General features: G+C 57.0%; 11 protein-coding genes and 1 pseudogene. 3 read left to right on the top strand and 9 right to left on the bottom strand.

Annotated features, from left to right (window positions below):
* Nucleotides 1–87: 87 nt before the first annotated feature.
* The 7 genes and pseudogenes from selB to K9B37_RS03200 form a co-directional block, all read right to left on the bottom strand.
* Nucleotides 88–1,920, bottom strand: a pseudogene (gene selB / locus K9B37_RS03230) (selenocysteine-specific translation elongation factor); the annotation flags it as partial.
* Entirely contained in the window at nucleotides 1,917–3,317 is a 1,401-nt protein-coding gene (gene selA / locus K9B37_RS03225) for an L-seryl-tRNA(Sec) selenium transferase (protein ID WP_224311572.1), read from the bottom strand. The pseudogene selB and the gene selA, both read right to left, overlap by 4 nt.
* A gap of 6 nt (nucleotides 3,318–3,323) precedes the next feature.
* The gene (gene fdhE, locus K9B37_RS03220) at nucleotides 3,324–4,241 is read right to left on the bottom strand and encodes a formate dehydrogenase accessory protein FdhE (RefSeq protein WP_224311361.1); all 918 of its coding nucleotides are present in this window, start codon (nucleotides 4,239–4,241) and stop codon (nucleotides 3,324–3,326) included.
* 42 nt (nucleotides 4,242–4,283) lie between these two features.
* Nucleotides 4,284–4,979 (bottom strand): formate dehydrogenase subunit gamma, encoded by a 696-nt coding sequence (locus tag K9B37_RS03215; protein ID WP_224311360.1) that lies wholly within the window; start codon nucleotides 4,977–4,979, stop codon nucleotides 4,284–4,286.
* The gene (gene fdxH, locus K9B37_RS03210; RefSeq protein WP_224311359.1) at nucleotides 4,979–5,929 is read right to left on the bottom strand and encodes a formate dehydrogenase subunit beta; all 951 of its coding nucleotides are present in this window, start codon (nucleotides 5,927–5,929) and stop codon (nucleotides 4,979–4,981) included. The genes K9B37_RS03215 and fdxH overlap by 1 nt, the downstream gene beginning before the upstream one ends.
* A gap of 11 nt (nucleotides 5,930–5,940) precedes the next feature.
* Complete coding sequence (gene fdnG, locus K9B37_RS03205; RefSeq protein WP_224311358.1) at nucleotides 5,941–9,024, bottom strand: formate dehydrogenase-N subunit alpha; 3,084 nt, start codon at nucleotides 9,022–9,024, stop codon at nucleotides 5,941–5,943.
* Between the two features lie 509 nt (nucleotides 9,025–9,533).
* A complete protein-coding gene (locus K9B37_RS03200; RefSeq protein ID WP_224311357.1) occupies nucleotides 9,534–9,722 on the bottom strand; it encodes a hypothetical protein in 189 nt (62 codons plus the stop codon).
* Nucleotides 9,723–10,383: 661 nt separating this feature from the next.
* Between K9B37_RS03200 and K9B37_RS03195 the strand changes: the two genes are divergently transcribed.
* Nucleotides 10,384–11,433 carry an alpha/beta hydrolase gene (locus tag K9B37_RS03195; protein WP_224311356.1) on the top strand — a complete coding sequence of 350 codons (1,050 nt, stop codon included), beginning with the start codon at nucleotides 10,384–10,386 and terminating at the stop codon, nucleotides 11,431–11,433.
* Between the two features lie 94 nt (nucleotides 11,434–11,527).
* Here the strand turns inward: K9B37_RS03195 and K9B37_RS03190 are convergent, their stop codons facing one another.
* The gene (locus tag K9B37_RS03190) at nucleotides 11,528–13,150 is read right to left on the bottom strand and encodes an ABC-F family ATP-binding cassette domain-containing protein (protein WP_224311355.1); all 1,623 of its coding nucleotides are present in this window, start codon (nucleotides 13,148–13,150) and stop codon (nucleotides 11,528–11,530) included.
* 211 nt (nucleotides 13,151–13,361) lie between these two features.
* On the bottom strand, nucleotides 13,362–14,990 hold the full coding sequence (locus K9B37_RS03185; protein ID WP_224311354.1) for an NADP-dependent glyceraldehyde-3-phosphate dehydrogenase: 1,629 nt from the start codon (nucleotides 14,988–14,990) through the stop codon (nucleotides 13,362–13,364).
* A 786-nt stretch (nucleotides 14,991–15,776) separates the two neighbouring features.
* Here K9B37_RS03185 and K9B37_RS03180 point away from each other — a divergent pair.
* Together K9B37_RS03180 and K9B37_RS03175 are read left to right on the top strand one after the other, a co-directional pair.
* Nucleotides 15,777–16,031: a hypothetical protein gene (locus tag K9B37_RS03180; RefSeq protein WP_224311353.1), complete on the top strand. Its 255-nt coding sequence runs from the start codon at nucleotides 15,777–15,779 to the stop codon at nucleotides 16,029–16,031.
* A gap of 113 nt (nucleotides 16,032–16,144) precedes the next feature.
* A complete protein-coding gene (locus K9B37_RS03175) occupies nucleotides 16,145–16,957 on the top strand; it encodes a hypothetical protein (RefSeq protein WP_224311352.1) in 813 nt (270 codons plus the stop codon).
* The last annotated feature ends 221 nt before the right edge of the window (nucleotides 16,958–17,178 follow it).

Genomic DNA, 17,178 nt, shown 5'->3' with positions numbered 1-17,178 from the left:
TCGGAAAAGGTCCAGCCGGTGCTTGTTGATGCGACGGAGGTCACCCCGGCGCAGGGTAACACCATGGCGGTCAAAGAACTCAAGAATCTGAATTGCGACCTTACGGCCGTTCAGCACCTTATCGCGAAACTGCGCAGCCGTGAATTGCTCTCCGGGCACATCAAGTGCAAGCTGTTGGATGATGCCGACCATCTCGGCCACGGTGCTCCGCAGAAAGAAATGGTCATGCGCAATCTCGTCAAGCTGACCAAGGCGGCTGAGCAATTTGCACAGAGCGCGGATTTCTTCCTCAGATCCTCCCAAATGCCCCGCAATGTCACGGACTCGCGGAGGGCGAAAGCGCTCCTCGCCCGATAGAAGCGGCTGGAGAGATTGCCACAGATGTTCTTCGTCTGAACTCAGCCGCACTTCATGCTCAGGAAGATGAATCCAAGAACCTTCGACCTTGATCCGGCCGGCCGCGATAAGAGCATGAAGCGCAGCCCGGAAGCCCGCTACAGGGAGCCGCGGTTCGCTTTGAAGACGGAGCCTCTCGAAACCAATACCCTGTAGGTCGGGATTTTCCGCATGGTACTTCTTGAGGTCGCCGATGAGGTTCGATTCGAAACTCAGCCAGCATTCCCGTTCAAGGACAAGACGTGCGTGACCAGCGACCAGACGCATCAGTCCAAGGCCCTCTGCAATGCTCTCGGCATCCTCAAGCCTCATCGCCCTATCCCGAGCAAAAGCCGAAAGATCGAAGAAATGCGGCGGCACCGCAGAGAGGCACCTCATTGCCTCAACAGGTTCCTCCTGTGCCAAGGCCAGGATCTGGGCGCGACGCTCGCAGCCGCGTCGGTGACGCGCAGGAGCGCGGAGATCGATAAAGCGCCCTCCTCCGACTGTTCGTTGCGCCGACGTATCGCGTAGGATAAACGCGTCCTGCGAGGTGACGGCGATAGGTTTGTCGAGGACAAGCTGGACAAAGGCTCGTCCACCCGGAGAGATGGGTTCGTCATCTAGAAGAACGATCCTAGCCCCAACCTCGACCGCCGCGTGATGCAAGCGGACGGGATACCATTGACCAACGGACTTCTTCTCACTTGCCATAATGCGCAGCGAGACATCAATTCGGTCCGTTGGCGCATGAAGCTCTGGAGTAAGCAACATATCACCGCGAGTGACCGCGTCCCTGGATATCCCCTCTCCGACGATATTGAGGGCGCAACGCTGACCTACCGCACCTCGAACCGATGGACGGCTCTGCGCATGAATTGAACGGACACGCGCTGCGCGTCCGGAAGGGCTGACAACGGTCTGATCCCCAACTGAGACAGATCCGGACAGGACAGTTCCCGTCACAATCGTCCCGGCACCAGTGAGAGTGAAGCTGCGATCGACCGAGAACCGGAAAAGTCCCTCCGTATTGCGCTTTTTCTGAACTAACGCCTCGCCACGCAAGTACGCCTTCAGCACCTCCATTCCTTCTCCTGTGATCGAAGAGACAGGAAGGATTAGGCTATTTGCGAGTTTTGTCCCCATGAGCAGCGTGCGAATTTGATCTGCCGCCGTGGCACGGCGCTCTTCATCCGCGAGATCAGCCTTACTGAGAACAATAATGCCACGGTTGATGCCAAGAAGGTCGATGATGGCCAAGTGCTCCCGAGTCTGCGGCTTGATTGCATCGTCTGCCGCCACCACAAGCATCACGAGATCGATGCCACCTGCCCCCGCGACCATGGTATGAACGAAGCGTTCATGTCCTGGAACGTCCACAAAGCCTATGACGTCGCCGTTATCCTGAGGCCAATAAGCGAAACCGAGATCGATTGTGATCCCCCGTGCCTTCTCCTCCTTTAGGCGATCCGTATCGATCCCGGTCAGCGCCCTCACGAGCGCTGTCTTGCCGTGATCGATATGGCCCGCCGTGCCTACGATCATTGCGTCGCCCCAGATCGAAAGGACTTGAGGTTTTCCAGGAATGCGACCTCGTCTTCCAGACATCTCAAATCGAGGAGGAACCCACTATCCGCCAAGCGGCCGATGACGGGCCGCGGCAATTTTCTGAAAGCGTTGCCCAAAGCGTCTAGAGCTCGCCCACCTCCCCTCGGCTTCAACGCGAGACCGACGCTCGGCACAGTTTCAAGCGGAAGCGCACCAGAACCGATCTGACTTTGACAGGGCAAGATTTCAATCGCGGTATCAGTCCCGATAGCATCCGCTACGAAAGGGGCGAGGCGCCTCGCCTGCTCAGCGATCTCTTCCACGGACCTTGTCAAGCAACGGAGAATAGGCAGGCGCTCTGCGAGCCGCTCCGGATTGCGATAGAGCTTAAGGGTCGCTTCGCAGCCAGCCAGCCGGATCTTGTCCACACGCAGGGCACGCTTCATGGGGTTTCGATTGATCGTAGCGATGAATTCCTTGCGGCCGACGATGAATCCGGCTTGTGGCCCTCCAAGGAGTTTATCGCCGGAGAAGGTTACGAGATCCGCCCCCTCCTCCACGGCCTCCCGCACGGTCGGCTCTTTCGAAAGCCCGAACCGAGCAAGATCTATCAACGTTCCCGAGCCGAGATCATTGACGAGCGGCACGTTATGCGCCTTCGCTATCTTGCCAAGAACACGGGCGCTGACTGCCGCAGTGAAGCCTTCAATCCGGTAGTTGGATGTGTGAACCTTGAGGATAAGGCCCGTATCCTCTCCGATCGCCATCTCGTAATCACGCGGATGAGTGCGGTTCGTGGTGCCAACCTCGCGCAGGCGTGCACCGGCCCGTGCCATGATCTCAGGCATGCGGAATGCACCGCCAATCTCAATGAGCTCGCCACGGGACACAATGGCTTCACGGTTCTGCGAGAATGTGTTGAGGACGAGAAGAACCGCTGCGGCATTGTTGTTGACGAGAGTTGCATCCTCTGCCCCCGTCAGCTCGCAGACAAGTGCCCGAATGTGATCGTCGCGCTCGCCGCGCTTGCCATCATCAAGGCCGAACTCCAGGGATACCGGATTGCGCATCGCTGCGATCGCCGCCGCAATAGCCTCCTCAGCGAGGACAGCGCGACCAAAATTGGTGTGCAGCACCGTACCGGTGAGGTTGAAGAGTGGCTTTAATTGGGTCGCCGCCCTCGCTTCGACACGCGACAAAACGGAAGCGACAATGCTGGTTTCATCGATCTCGCAGCTCGACTGCAACTCCTGACGAAGGGTCGACAGAGTTTCTCGGATGACATCAGCCGTCTCCGAATGACCGTGGCGTTCGACCAATGTCATCATGATGGGATGGCGCAATAGGCGATTCACGGAAGGAAGCCGGCGAAGAGGAGACTGAGCAGCGTCCATCATCGACTAGACCCTGAGCAGGAATGGGTTGAAGCTGCCGCGACGGTACTCGGTTTTCTGCAGAAGAAGGTCGAGCCCGAGGCTTGCGATATCGTCCGCCACAGGATCCAGGGCAGCATCCTTGTGTTGATACAGGATCTTCACGTATCCACGGCAATTGTCGCAGCATTCCGCTTTGACAGTTCCGGGGCCTCCCTCGATTTCCTTATATCCGATACCCTTTGTAGAACTGCACAGAATGCATTTCACACGCACGACATTCCACAGGGTACTGCAAAGAGAGCAGGAGCAATAACGAGCACCTTCGGCTCCGATCCAGCCGACAACGAGCGTCGACGTAGGCGGACCACCGCAGCTAGGACAGATGCTATCCCCAAGCCGAACCAGCTTCTCCGCCTCGAGTTTGGCAACAAGACGCGTGAAGTGAACCTGCAGCCCTGCGGCCACGTAAGCGTGCTCGGCAATGGCGTCAGCCGGAATTGAATCTGCGAGAACGCTTCGCACGATCTCAGCCAGAACCTCCGCCGTCATCCCCCTCACCCGCTCAAGAGCGGCCTGCGCTTCTGTCGGTTTGGAAAGAGGTAAGGCGGCATCGAACAGGCGCGTCAGTGTTTCGCTCAAAGTAGCATCCACCTCGATCCGAGTCCGATCGAGCGGCGGCATTCCGAACTCATGGGCACGGGCGAGTGCTTCCGGAAGTGGCTGCTTCGGCTCAGGCAGTCCATCCTGAATGCGCCTTTGAGCCTCCGCCAGACCGGCCACGAAGTGCAGATAGGGAGCAAGCCCGCTTGTCTGCGCCAGAGTTTCGAGGCGCTGACGACGGCCCTCAAAAAGGCTGCCTGGATCGGGAAGTCGGACGAAGGGCGGGGCCGGAACGCGGCCTTCCGAAGCGGCATTGGGCGTAGGAAAATTTGGACTTGTCATACAGCCTCACGAACCACACGGGTCACGTGCCAAGGGAACTCCTTACTCGGCAGGCGCCTCCGGCTTCTTGAATCTGTGTCGCTCGGCCAGTTCTTTCAACCAGAGGCGATGATGTCGCCAAGCCCACCCTCCCGTCACGGAGCCGTGTGTCATCGCCGGGATGGTTCCTCTTACCCAGATCGCTGCGTACACATGGATGATCCAAACGCAAATGATGACAACGGCGGCAAGCGAATGGACGAGGACGGCCACGCGCTTTTGTGGGATAGTCGTCCAATCGGCGAAGTACTGATCCCAGATCACGAATCCGGAAAAGATGAGAACAATGATCAGGGTCGCCATGCTCCAGAAAATGGCTTTCTGGCCAGCATTGTATTTTCCAACTTCAGGCATTCTCTCTTCACGCCCGGCGAGCAGATCGTCCGCATGGGTCAGCCAATCCTTGTCGACCTGTGCCGGAAGATTGGCACGCCAGAACCGGATGAAAAGGCCTGCAAAACTGAAGAACAGTACGACACCAATCCAAGGATGAATGGCACGCGTATTCTGCCCACCTCCGAAAAGGCCGCTGAGGAAGAATAGCCAAGGATGGAATAACGCCAGTCCGGACAGCGCGAGCAGAATAAGGCATATCGCCGTGACCCAGTGATTGATCCGCGCGCCTCCTGTATACCGGTCGACGACGACCGGCGGTCCCGGCTCGATAGCATCACCTTCTTCGATGTCTTTGACAGGCATCAGACCGACTCCTTCACGAGCTTTTCGGCTTCATCCTCGTCCTCGCGGGTCACCCGGTTCGGTCCGACGAGGGTGGAATGGAGAACTCCAGCCGCGGCTGCCAGCCCCATCGCGGCAAAGCCCAGGTACTTCGTCATCCCCTTCCAGGCGTTGACCACTGGACTGATCCTCGGATTTTTCGGCAGACCTGAATAGATCTCAGGTTGATCGTTATGATGAAGAACGTACATCACATGCGTACCGCCGACACCCGGAGGATCATAAAGTCCGGCATTCTCATAGCCGCGCGACTTCAGGTCCTTGATTCTGCTGTCGGCCAGCGCCTTCATATCCTCCTTTGTACCGAAGGAGATGGAGTGAGTTGGGCAGGCCTTGGCGCAGGCGGGCCCCTGCCCGACTGCGACGCGGTCCGAGCAGAGCGTGCACTTGTAGGCTGTGTGATCGACCTTCGAGATGCGCGGGATGTTGAAGGGGCACCCCTTGATGCAATAGCCGCAACCGATGCAGTTCTCATGGACGAAATCGACGATGCCATTTGAATACTGAACGATGGCACCGGGCGCAGGGCAGGCCTTCAGGCAGCCCGGATCCGCGCAGTGCATGCAGCCATCCTTGCGAATCAGCCACTCGAGGTTGCCAGTCTGCGGATTGTCCCATTCGTTGAACCGCATCAGGGTGAACATTTCGGGCGTCAGGTCATGCGGGTTCTCGTAGACGCCGACATTGGTCTCAATGGCCGGCTGAGTGTCATTCCACTCGATGCAGGCAGATTGACACGCTTTGCAGCCGATACACTTGGACACATCGATCAGTTTCGCGACCGGCTCCAGCTGCCGCGCAGGTGGCGGAACAGTCGAAGCCGAGCGGCGAATGAGATCCTTCTCCGTCAGGTTAGAAGTCGTGGCCGCGACGGGAGGGTTGCTTTGCGCCGTATGAGGACTTGGTTCCATTCCATTCCTCCTTAAACCGTCGCCGGGGGTGTCGTAGACTCGATGTTGACCAGAAACGCCTTGTATTCGGGCGTTTCGATGTTGGCGTCGCCCACGAAAGGCGTAAGGGAGTTGGGTCCCCACCCTTTTCGGGCCTGCCCCATGAAGCCCCAATGCAGTGGGATACCGACCACATGAACCTTCTTGCCGTCACACATGAGCGGCTTGATGCGCTTCGTCACCACGGCTTTGGCTTTCACCTCGCCGCGTTTCGACCAGACCCGCACCCATGAGCCGGGCGTGATCCCTTTTTCGGCCGCGAGCTGCTCTGAGATTTCCACGAAGAATTCCGGCTGGAGCACCGCATTCACCCGGTTGTGCTTCGTCCAGTAGTGGAAGTGCTCGGTGAGTCGATATGACGTCGCCGCGTAAGGGAACTCTTCCGACGTGGCGAACTGCGCCACATCGTCCTGGAAGATCCGTGCTACAGGATTGCCGCGTATCTTCGGTGCAATGACATTGGCAATCGGTGCCTCGAACGGCTCGTAATGAACCGGGAAGGGTCCATCGCGCATCAGTCCACGGGCGAAGAGGCGCGCAGTTCCTTCCTGGTTCATGATGAAGGGACCGACCACGTCGGGCTTGGCGGTCGGCGCAATATCCGGAACATCGTAGCCGGACCATTTGGAGCCATCCCATGCAATCAGCTTACGGGAGGGATCCCATGGGTTGCCCTGAAGGTCCGCAGATGCGCGGTTATAGAGGATGCGTCGATTAAGCGGCCAAGCGAAAGTCCAGTTGAGATAGGCGCCTGTATCGTCGGGATCTGTATTGTCCCGACGAGCCATGTTGTTGCCGGCCTCGTTATAACAGCCGGAATAAATCCAGCAACCGCTGGCTGTAGTGCCATCATCGCGCAGGACCGAGAAATTGACGACCTGCTTTCCTTTTTCCAGGAGAACCTTCGTGGGGTCGGCAGGATCGTAGAGTGTTTCGACAGCGTAGCCGTTGATTTCTTTCGCGAGTTCATCCGCCGTCGGTTCGTCCGGATTTTGGTAATTCCACGTGAGATTGAGAATCGGATCCGGGAAGGGCCCACCCTCTTTCTCATAAAGCGCTCGCAGACGCCGGAAGATCTGCGCCATGATCCAGTTGTCGCGCTTCGCCTCACCGGGTGGCGTGCCCCCAGCCCAATGCCATTGCAGCCATCGACCCGAATTGGTGAGCGATCCGTTATCCTCCGCAAAACAGGTGGAGGGTAGCTGGATCACTTCCGTCTGGATGGTGGCAGAATTCACGTCGTTATATTCGCCGTGGTTCTCCCAGAAACGCGAAGTCTCCGTATCGAGCGGATCTATGGTCACGAGCCATTTCAGCTTGGAGAGCGACTCGGTGATCTTCTTGCGGTTCGGGAAAGCGAGAAGGGGGTTGAACCCCTGGCAAACATAGCCGTTCACCTGCCCTCGATACATCATCTCGAAGATGCGCAGCACGTCATAGGCCGGAACATCAAGCTTGGGCAGGTACTGATAGGCAAAGTCGTTCTCCGCCGTTGCAGCGGATCCCCACATGGCCTTCTGGAAACTGACGAAGAACTTCTTGTAGTTCTGCCAGTAGCTCGTCTGATCGGGACGCAGAGGCTTGAAGGTACGGCTCGACATGTAGGTCGTAAAATCAGTCTCCTTTTCGACCGGAATGTTCAGATAGCCCGGGAGAAGATTGGACATCAGACCCACATCGGTGAGGCCCTGAATGTTCGAGTGCCCGCGCAACGCGTTCATTCCGCCGCCGCGCACGCCGATATTGCCGAGAATGAGCTGCAGCATCGCCATGGCGCGAATGTTCTGCGAACCCTTGGAATGCTGCGTCCAACCAAGCGCATACATCGACGTCATGGTCTTCGTCGGTACAGAGCACTCGGAGATCATCTGAGCGACCTTCAGGAATTTCTCCCTCGGAGTGCCACAGATCCGCTCGACCATCTCCGGCGTATAGGATGCCACGTGGGACTTGAGCATGTTCCAGACGCAGCGCGGATTTTGCAGTGTCTCATCGACAACGGCGAAGCCATCCGGCCCAATATCGTATTCCCAGGTCGAGCGGTCATAGTCGCGCTTGCTCTCGTCGTAGCCTGTGAACAAACCGTCCTGATAGGCGAACCCATCCTTCACCACGTACGTCGCATTGGTGAAAGATTTCACGTATGGCCACTGCACCTTGTCGTTCTGCATACAGTAGTTGATCAAACCAAGAAGGAACGCGATATCCGTGCCCTGGCGAATGGGGGCATAGAAATCGGACACTGAAGCCGAACGCGTGAAGCGCGGATCGATTACGATGAGCCTAGCGCCACGATTAGCCTTTGCCTCCGTCACCCATTTGAATCCGCACGGGTGTGCCTCGGCAGCGTTGCCACCCATGATGACGACGAGATCCGTGTTCCGAATATCGGTCCACGAATTGGTCATTGCGCCACGACCGAAAGTTGGGCCCAGACTGGACACCGTGGGGCCGTGTCAAACGCGCGCCTGATTATCGAATGCAACGATTCCCGTGCTGCGGACAACCTTGTAAGTCAGGTAGGCAGTCTCGTTCGTGGTTGCCGAGGCGGCAAGGAAGCCTACGGTCGTCCAGCGATTGACAGGAACGCCTGCCTTGTTGGTGGCGATGAAGTTCGCATCGCGATCGTCCTTCATCAGCCTGGCAATACGATCAAGTGCCTGATCCCATGAAACCCGTTCGAACCGGTCTGACCCAGGCTTGCGAACCATCGGGTATTTCAACCGAGTGTCGGCCTTCACGAAATCCTTGAGGGCAGCCCCCTTAGGACAAAGTGTTCCCCGGTTGGTTGGATGGTCGGCATCACCCTCGATATGGATGATCTCGGCCATCTCGCCCTTCCGGAGATCCCCTTTTGAATACATGATGATGCCGCAGGCCACCGAGCAATAGGGACACGTATTGCGTGTCTCCATCGTATTCGTCAGCTTGAAAGGCCTGATGGCCGCGGCTTGCGCCGCCTCAAGGTCTGCGAACCCGAAAGCTCCCAAAGTAGTTCCTGCAACACCCACGCCGGCTGCCTTAAGGAAGCCGCGCCGTGAGAGTTCCATATTCATGGTAACCCTCCCTCGGTCTTTTGCACTGCACTGACTTCAAGCCTTGGAAAATAGGGTAGTTTCGGTCAATTCCAGTGTCAAACCTGCGCTTTCAGGCGGAATAATTCTGAGCTGGACGGCGACTGTCAGCATCGAATGGTCCAATGCTCCGGGAATGTCCGGTACGACGTGGCCCCTCAGATGGGTTACAATAATACGCGATATCTATTTCGAGAAGCTATCTCGGCGCGCCTGAAGCTTGGCTTAACTCCGCGTCCAGGATCTCATGAGCGAAAAATTGCTTCGAGCACCTCGGCCTGCTGCGGGCCCTATCGGTTGTGCCGACAGTTAGATGCGTAACGCTCATCACCTTGGCTATTAACCGGTTGTTCATTAGCGTCGATGTCTTTGCGCGGCGGGGGCGTAAAGACAAAGGATGGATGATAATGTTGCGTACGATGGCTCTTGCCGCGGTGGCGTTTTCTGCACTCGCTGGTTTCAGCGGAAAAGGCGTGCAGGCAGCTCCGTTCTCACCGCCAGCTGACGTCGTAAGACAAGAGAATATTGTTCAAGCACAGTACTATGATCGTGGAAGGCGCATTGGTCATCCCCGGCGCGTCTGCCGATGGGTCGTCGAAGAGCGGCGCTTCCGTGGCAGAATTATCAAGGAACGTGTCCAGCGGTGCACTGTCGTGCGGCGCTAAATCGAGTACAGACATGAAAGGGCTCCATGGAGCCCTTTCAAATTTGAAGCAGTGCTATTTCCTATCCAGATGGATCATCGGCGGAGTGTCGTTGGCACGTACCGCTCTCAAGCACGGCGGCTCACGGAGCTGAAAGCTTAGGCATTCGCCATGTTCCGGGCCTACTCCAAGCACATTGGCGGAGTAAATTTTCGGGCTGGAGGTGACGGCTATGTTTGGTGATTTACCCAAGCCTGGATGGCACAGCTGGGCTGCATACGGATTTATCGTCGCGGTCACACTTGCTGGATTACTCTTATTATGGGGTTTGAAATTGTGAGCGCCGGGCCACTTGTCTAGCCAGGTAGCAGTGCCACCCCGCTTTCATCGCTTACTTGTAGCGCGGGAAACTATCGGCCTTTCTACGACGGTGTCTTCCTGGCGACTGTCGGAACGAGGATAGGTACTGCATATAAGGCGCATTGGACTGCTTCCTTCGCATCCTGAAACCCGACCGCTGGTCATCTCGCACTGAATTCTGATGTTGGAGCGAAAAGATAGCGTCAGGGCATGCGCCTCAGCACATCCATCCTTTACACCTCAAACCTCAGCGAAGCCTTCCCTTCTGAGAATAGGTGATGGTCAGGCTCCTTCACGCTCGTTAAGCTACGCTTCTGGCGTATTTTGGAGCTGATCCATGGACTACCAATCGGTGAGCGTGAAACCCAGCATTCCTTGTGTCGATCAACTGACCGACGGCCCTGGAGTTTCGCGGATCGATCCATCGGACCCGGCCGTCGCATACTATCAGTTGCTGGCAAAGATGCGCTCACCCCTTGCTCTTCGTGACATCATGATCCGACCAGTTCGTGGCGGGTATATCAACCACGACCTTGGTCCAGATGACCTGCCGCCCAGTGCGGACAAACTCTACCCAGAGGTGACTGTCTCGAACATTTATGTTCCATCACCGAGCGGACCTATTCGCTGCCAAGTCTTTCGCCCGCCAGGGCACGATATCCGGCCCATGTTGCTCTATGCCCATGGAGGCGGCTTCACAGTGGGAAGCTCGGAGGACACCGCCTACATCACGAGCCGGGTCGCCTGGGAAAACAGAATGGTGGTGGTCAGCGTCAATTACCGCCTCGCTCCAGAGTGGCCCTTTCCAGCAGGCCTGAATGATTGCTGTGCCGTCCTCAGCTGGCTGAGAGCTCATGGCCATGAGATCGGAGGAGATGCATCCTGGATCGCCGTCGCGGGAGATTCAGCGGGCGGCAACATTGCCGCTGCTCTGCCGCTCAAGGCGCACGACGAAAACGTCGCTCCTCCGGAGGCAGCGGTCCTCCTGTGCCCGATCACCGACTTCCATGTCGAACGGCATGATTCGTTCGAGCGCCTTGCACCGCTCGGCATTATTTATGACACCGCGTTCGTCGGCTATATCCGCGGAGCCTATGCAGTTCATCACAGGAACTGGTCGCACCCACACGTCAGTCCGGCACTTGCAGACCTTCGCGGCTACCCGCCGGCGCTTGTGGTATCTGGCACGGCGGATCCCATTGTCGACGACAACCTTGCTTTCGTTCGCAAACTACGGGAGGCCAGCAATGTACATGTTGAACATTTTGTCCGGGAGCGTATGCCGCATGGATACTATTTTTTCCCCGGTCTGCTGAAAGAAGGCGACGAAGCATTCTCGGCCGTCGCAGATTTCCTTCAAGGCAGGATGCCAGGCTTTACTTCGTAGGGAAGAATGATTCTGCTCGGCATAACGCAGCCAAAACGAGGCTGCCCTGGGAGCGATCTCCTTAACCTGTCGGCCCCGACCCGCAATCGACTGTTCAGGTCCGTAGCCCCGGGGCTTCATGGCCAGTGCGCGCCACATACTCAAGATAGCCGCCACCGTACTTATGTATGCCGTCGGGCGTGAGTTCGAGGACACGGTTGGACAAGGCCGCCAGAAAATGGCGATCGTGCGAGACGAAAAGCATAGTCCCCTCGTAGCTCGACAATGCTTCGATCAGCATCTCTTTCGTAGCCATATCCAAATGGTTTGTCGGTTCGTCGAGCACCAGGAAGTTCGGCGGGTCGTAGAGCATCTTGGCCATCACGAGCCGCGCCTTCTCTCCGCCCGAAAGCACACGGCATTTCTTTTCCGCGTCATCGCCTGAGAAACCGAAACAGCCGGCTAGGGTGCGCAGTGAGCCTTGGCCCGCCTGTGGGAACGAATCCTCGAGGAACTGGAAGACGGTGCGGTCGCCCTCGAGAACTTCCATGGCATGCTGTGCAAAATAGCCCATCTTCACGCTGCTGCCGAGCGCAACCGTTCCTTCGTCAGGCGCCGCGGCCTCCGCCACGAGCTTCAATAGCGTCGATTTTCCGGCTCCGTTGACCCCCATGACGCACCAGCGCTCCTTTCGTCGAACTACGAAGTCAAATCCCTCGTAGATGCTTCGACTGCCATAGCGCTTATGGACATTTTTCAGGCTGACCACGTCGTCCCCAGATCGTGGCGCTGGTTGGAATTCGAATGCAACCGTTTGACGCCGTCTGGGAGGCTCCACGCGATCAATCTTCTCAAGCTTCTTGACACGGCTCTGCACCTGGGCCGCATGAGAGGCGCGAGCCTTGAAGCGCTCGATGAACTTGATTTCCTTGGCAAGCATCGCTTGCTGTCGCTCATATTGAGCTTGTTGTTGCTTCTCGTTCAACGCGCGCTGCTGCTCGTAGAATTCGTAATCACCGGAGTATGTCGTCAACGTCCCTCCGTCGATCTCGATCACCTTATTGATGATGCGATTCATGAAGGCGCGATCATGCGAGGTCATGAGCAGCGCGCCGTCGTAACCCTTCAGGAATTGTTCGAGCCAAATAAGGCTCTCAAGATCCAGATGGTTGCTCGGCTCGTCCAGCAACATGACGTCCGGACGCATCAAAAGAATGCGAGCAAGCGCGACACGCATCTTCCAGCCTCCGGATAGGACTCCAACGTCGCTATCCATCATCTCCTGGCTAAAGCCCAAACCTGCGAGGACCTCTCGGGCGCGCCCTTCGAGCGAATAGCCGTCCAGTTCCTCATATCGCGCCTGCACCTCGCCATAGCGATCGAGGATCCTGTCGAGATCATCGGCCCGCTCAGGATCCGTCATCGCAGCTTCGAGCTCCCGCAAGTCGGCTGCTACCAAGCTCACCGGCCCGGCGCCATCCATGACTTCGGCTACAGCGCTGCGGCCCGCCATTTCGCCGACATCCTGGCTGAAATAGCCGATAGTGATGCCGCGTTCGACGGCGATTTGGCCCTCATCCGGCTGTTCTTCCTTGTTGAGCAGACGGAACAGGGTTGTCTTTCCTGCACCATTGGGGCCAACCAACCCGACCTTCTCCTGCTTCTGGAGGGTTGCCGATGCCTCGATGAAAAGAAGTCGGTGGCTGTTTTGCTTGCTTACGTTCTCGACGCGAATCATGGGTCCTGAGCCTGATGTTGCGGCCGCCTTATGCCATGGGCAGAGATGCTGGACGAGCGTCTTGGATCGGACAAAATGTCAGGGACCTGGCGATCTGGCGTCATCCAGCGAGCATTCGACACGCCGGCATGGTGCGGCCATAGCCAAGATGCGAGCGACTTCGCAGGGGAAGGGACGCCCGATCGCCGGGCGCCTCCAAGATACGTAGCCGCTAGAAGATGAAGCGCGTATTGATGAAATTCGACTTGTGCTCGGTGACGATCGTATCGAGAAGCTGTTTGTTGGATTCAGTCTGCTTCGTCGCGATCATCGACCGGATCGAGAACGAGCGCAGAGCATCGGTAACGGACAGCGTTCCCTCTGCCGAGTCCTTTCGCCCGGTGAACGGGAATACATCCGGCCCACGCTGGCACTGACAGTTGATATTGACGCGGCAGACCTGATTGACGAGCGGGTCGACGAGACGGCCGATCTGATCTGGACTTGAGCTGAAAATGCTGACCTGCTGACCATGCTCGGAGGAGATGACGTATTCCAGGGCGGTCTCCAGATCCTCGAACGAGGCCACCGGGACGATCGGGCCGAACTGCTCCTCTCGGTATAGCTTCATCCCCTCTTGAACGGGATAGACGACAGCCGGATAGAACAATGTTCCGCAAGAGGCTCCTCCGCCGGCGTTGACGACACGGGCCCCTTTCGCTTTGGCGTCCTCAAGAAGTTGAGTCATGTAATCGACCTTGCCGAGTTCGGGGAGCGGCGTGATGCTCACCCCTTTCTCCCAGGGCATGCCGACTTTCAGCTTGGCGAGTTCTTCAGTGAAACGATTGAGGAACGGCTCGACGATCGACTGATGCACCATCAGCATCTTGAGAGCCGTGCAACGCTGTCCGTTGAAGGACAGACTGCCCAAAAGGCATTCCTTGACCGCGAGATCGATGTCGGCGTCAGGCAGGACAATGGCCGCATTCTTCGCGTCGAGGCCGAGGATGGCCCGAAGACGGTGAGCTTTCGGGGGCAGCTTTTTCAGATGATCGGCGACCTTGCTCGAACCAATGAGGGTCAAGACATTCACGCGCCCCGAATCGAGAAGACGCGGAACGACGACAGCGCCTCGTCCATAGACGGTATTGATCACGCCCTTTGGAAACGCACTGCGGAAGGCCTCGAGAAGCGGATAGAACAGGAGAGCGCCGTAACGCGGCGGTTTGAACACGACGGTATTGCCCATGATGAGGGCGGGGATCAGCGTGGCGAAAGTCTCGTTGAGCGGATAATTATATGGCCCCATGCACAGCACTACGCCAAGCGGGGTGCGTCGAATCTGGCCAATGGTGCCCTCGACGATCTGAAAACGTGAATTATTGTTGTCCAGTTCCTTGAGCGCTTCGATCGTCGCTCGGATGTAGTCGACGGTCCGATCGAACTCCTTCTCGGAATCGGCTCGACTCTTGCCGATCTCCCACATGATGAGATTGACCACATCCTCGCGACGGGCAACCATCTGATTGGTGAAGGACTGCATGCAGGCAATACGGTCACCGACCGTCATCGTCGGCCAGACCCCTCGCCCTTCATCATAGGCGGCTACGGCCGCAGCGAGAGCACTCTCTGCCTCCGGCTCCCCGCCAACGGGATAACTGCCGAGCTCGATCTGCTCCAGCTTACCATCCGCATGACGGATGCAGACAGGCGACCGAACCGTCTCGACCTCTCCGCTCCAGGACTTGAGCTCACCATCGATGAGATAGACACGTTGATTGATCGGAGCTGGCGGACGAACCTCCGCGAGCATTTCGCCTTCTGTTGGAAAGAGCTGCTGCAGGGTCTCTACGCTGATCATGCGAATGTCGCTTTCTCTAAGAAGTCCGAATAATACTGCCTCGCCCGCAAGTTGCCAGCTGATGTGGCCGTCCTCACCTCAGAGTGCGGACTGGCAATTGCGGCGGCTCGGGACGCTCCATTCTACTCCAAGGGAGGAGAGGATCATCCAGCTATCGTGTTAAAAGAGGACACGCGTTCTTCTGGTGGCACGGCGCTTCAGCTTCCTCACCATACGGTCAAGATTCGGGGTCTGGTTCTGAGTGCGGATAACTGAGTTGGCTAGATCACCAGATGGTAAGCGCTGGCGCCGATATCGCCCCGTTTCCAAGGCGGCCTGCGCACGAACGTCGGCGCAGTAGCCCCAGCAATCACGGTGCCTTTGGAAGTCCCATAAGGTTACTGAAAGGAAAGCTCTCAGTCGCAAAATGGGCGGAGAATTTCCGTCGCACCGCAGTTTAAATTTCTGAACCCTTTGTGCTGCAAGGGTTAAATTGGTGGGTGTACAAGGACTCGAACCTTGGACCCGCTGATTAAGCTGCGATTATTTATAAGATTTTTCAAATACTTACGTGCGAATCGACTCTAAATCGAGGCACGTAAGATCAATGACTTACAGTCGAAATGTAAACCGAGAACCTGCCTTCTCCGCCCCCTTTCTTGTTCTGGGAAGACGGGGATGAGCGGAATCGAGATCGAATATCTAGGCGGCAATTGTCCCGCCCAAGCGGAAGGCTTGGTGGACGGCAAGGCGTTCTATCTCCGCGCCCGTGGTCAGCGTTGATCTATGGGGATCGGTGGCGAGCCCGTGGGCAATCCTGAGTGGGAGCACGAGGAAGCCTATGGTGACAGGCTGTATGCTGCTGAGTGGATGACCGACGGGGAGGCTCTTGCGTTCATTGCCAAGGCAGTTTCGCTCTACCGCGCCGCCAGCGTCAGCGACGAGAACCGGAACGGCGAGAACGCGGAGCGGTCGAGTGCCGGAGGCATTCCGGCGCGGTCCTCTGAAAGAGGAGACGCCCTATCCCCTTCCCTCTCCCCCAAAGAACAGAAGGGGGAATAGATGGATAGAGCCGCACTTAACTCCTTAAGAAAGTACGCACGAGCCCATATAGTGGACTTTGTCCCAAATGGTGTGGCAGAAATCCTAGCAAACTCGGGGCAGGCGAGTCGCGAATGGCGGCCAACGATCCAAAAGACCTAAGCTTTCTGACACCTTCAGAACGTATATTTGTCGCGAAGTCGAGGATGCAGCGGCTCCACGAACACCTATGGGGCGTTATAATTCTTCAGGAAGACCTGCGGTCGCAAGATAAGTATAACCCATTAGCCACTGTTGAAAACCGCTCGGTACTGACATCTGGTCGCGTTGTTACGGAAGTAATTGGGAACACAGTTATCCTAGAAATAGCCGCGATTTGGGAGAGCTTCGATGCAGCTGGCTTCAGTATTCCTACTTTTTGCACGGCACTAAACCACCCAGCCGTGCTCGACTTGATCGACAAGTCTTATGAAATCCCTCCCGAACTACCAAATCCATTTGGGGAAATGGGGCCGCCCAAAACAGAGTTCTCCGTAGTGGATACTCTCGTGAACGCCTTCGACAAAGCAAAATCGGTTGAAGGGGGACAAACCCTCCTTAAAATCAAGAATTATAGAAATACTGCGGCCCACCCAATTCTTACAACTCGGGAAGAGCGGCGCGGGAAAGCTCCCATAGGTCGTCCTACGTGGGAAGAAACTACTGAGATTGTCGAGATAGCTACTGACATCGTGAAATCCATAGCGAAGTGCTTGTTTGGCTTCTCCCATAGATACGATGAAATCCGGAAAGTGGCATCAAGCGCATCTGACTTACTGTATAGTGGCATAAAGTACTCGCCGGCCCGTGCTCAGCGGAAGATGGGTGATCCTGCATTGTCGGCCGCGCTTACGATTGACGCAGACAGCTTCTTTCCCAAACCCGATACATTCGCGGGAGCCCCCTAGATGGCGGCCTAGGCTTAATCCCGTGAATATCGGCCCTCCTGGCAACGCAGATAAATGAGCAATCAACCCTACTCCCGCGATACCACCGCCATCTCTGAGGACGCCCCGGCCCTCCTAGGAGCACCCTTCGACAATTCTTGAACCTTCCGGCCCAGGGGCATCAATTCCCGTCAGAGCAATCTTCTGCTAGGGTCGTCCTTGTGGCCAAGACAGAAGACCCT

Origin of the sequence: Microvirga puerhi (assembly GCF_020089865.1) — a bacterium.
Taxonomy (GTDB): Bacteria; Pseudomonadota; Alphaproteobacteria; order Rhizobiales; family Beijerinckiaceae; genus Microvirga; species Microvirga puerhi.
This window is presented reverse-complemented; position numbering and strand designations above follow the sequence as displayed.

Excerpts from the sequence above, each read along its gene's own strand:
- selA (WP_224311572.1), bottom strand. The coding sequence starts at position 3,317 with ATGGACGCTGCTCAGTCTCCTCTTCGCCGGCTTCCTTCCGTGAATCGC.
- fdhE (WP_224311361.1), bottom strand. The coding sequence starts at position 4,241 with ATGACAAGTCCAAATTTTCCTACGCCCAATGCCGCTTCGGAAGGCCGC.
- K9B37_RS03215 (WP_224311360.1), bottom strand. The coding sequence starts at position 4,979 with ATGCCTGTCAAAGACATCGAAGAAGGTGATGCTATCGAGCCGGGACCG.
- fdxH (WP_224311359.1), bottom strand. The coding sequence starts at position 5,929 with ATGGAACCAAGTCCTCATACGGCGCAAAGCAACCCTCCCGTCGCGGCC.
- K9B37_RS03200 (WP_224311357.1), bottom strand. The coding sequence starts at position 9,722 with ATGTCTGTACTCGATTTAGCGCCGCACGACAGTGCACCGCTGGACACG.
- K9B37_RS03195 (WP_224311356.1), top strand. The coding sequence starts at position 10,384 with ATGGACTACCAATCGGTGAGCGTGAAACCCAGCATTCCTTGTGTCGAT.
- K9B37_RS03190 (WP_224311355.1), bottom strand. The coding sequence starts at position 13,150 with ATGATTCGCGTCGAGAACGTAAGCAAGCAAAACAGCCACCGACTTCTT.
- K9B37_RS03185 (WP_224311354.1), bottom strand. The coding sequence starts at position 14,990 with ATGATCAGCGTAGAGACCCTGCAGCAGCTCTTTCCAACAGAAGGCGAA.
- K9B37_RS03175 (WP_224311352.1), top strand. The coding sequence starts at position 16,145 with ATGGCGGCCAACGATCCAAAAGACCTAAGCTTTCTGACACCTTCAGAA.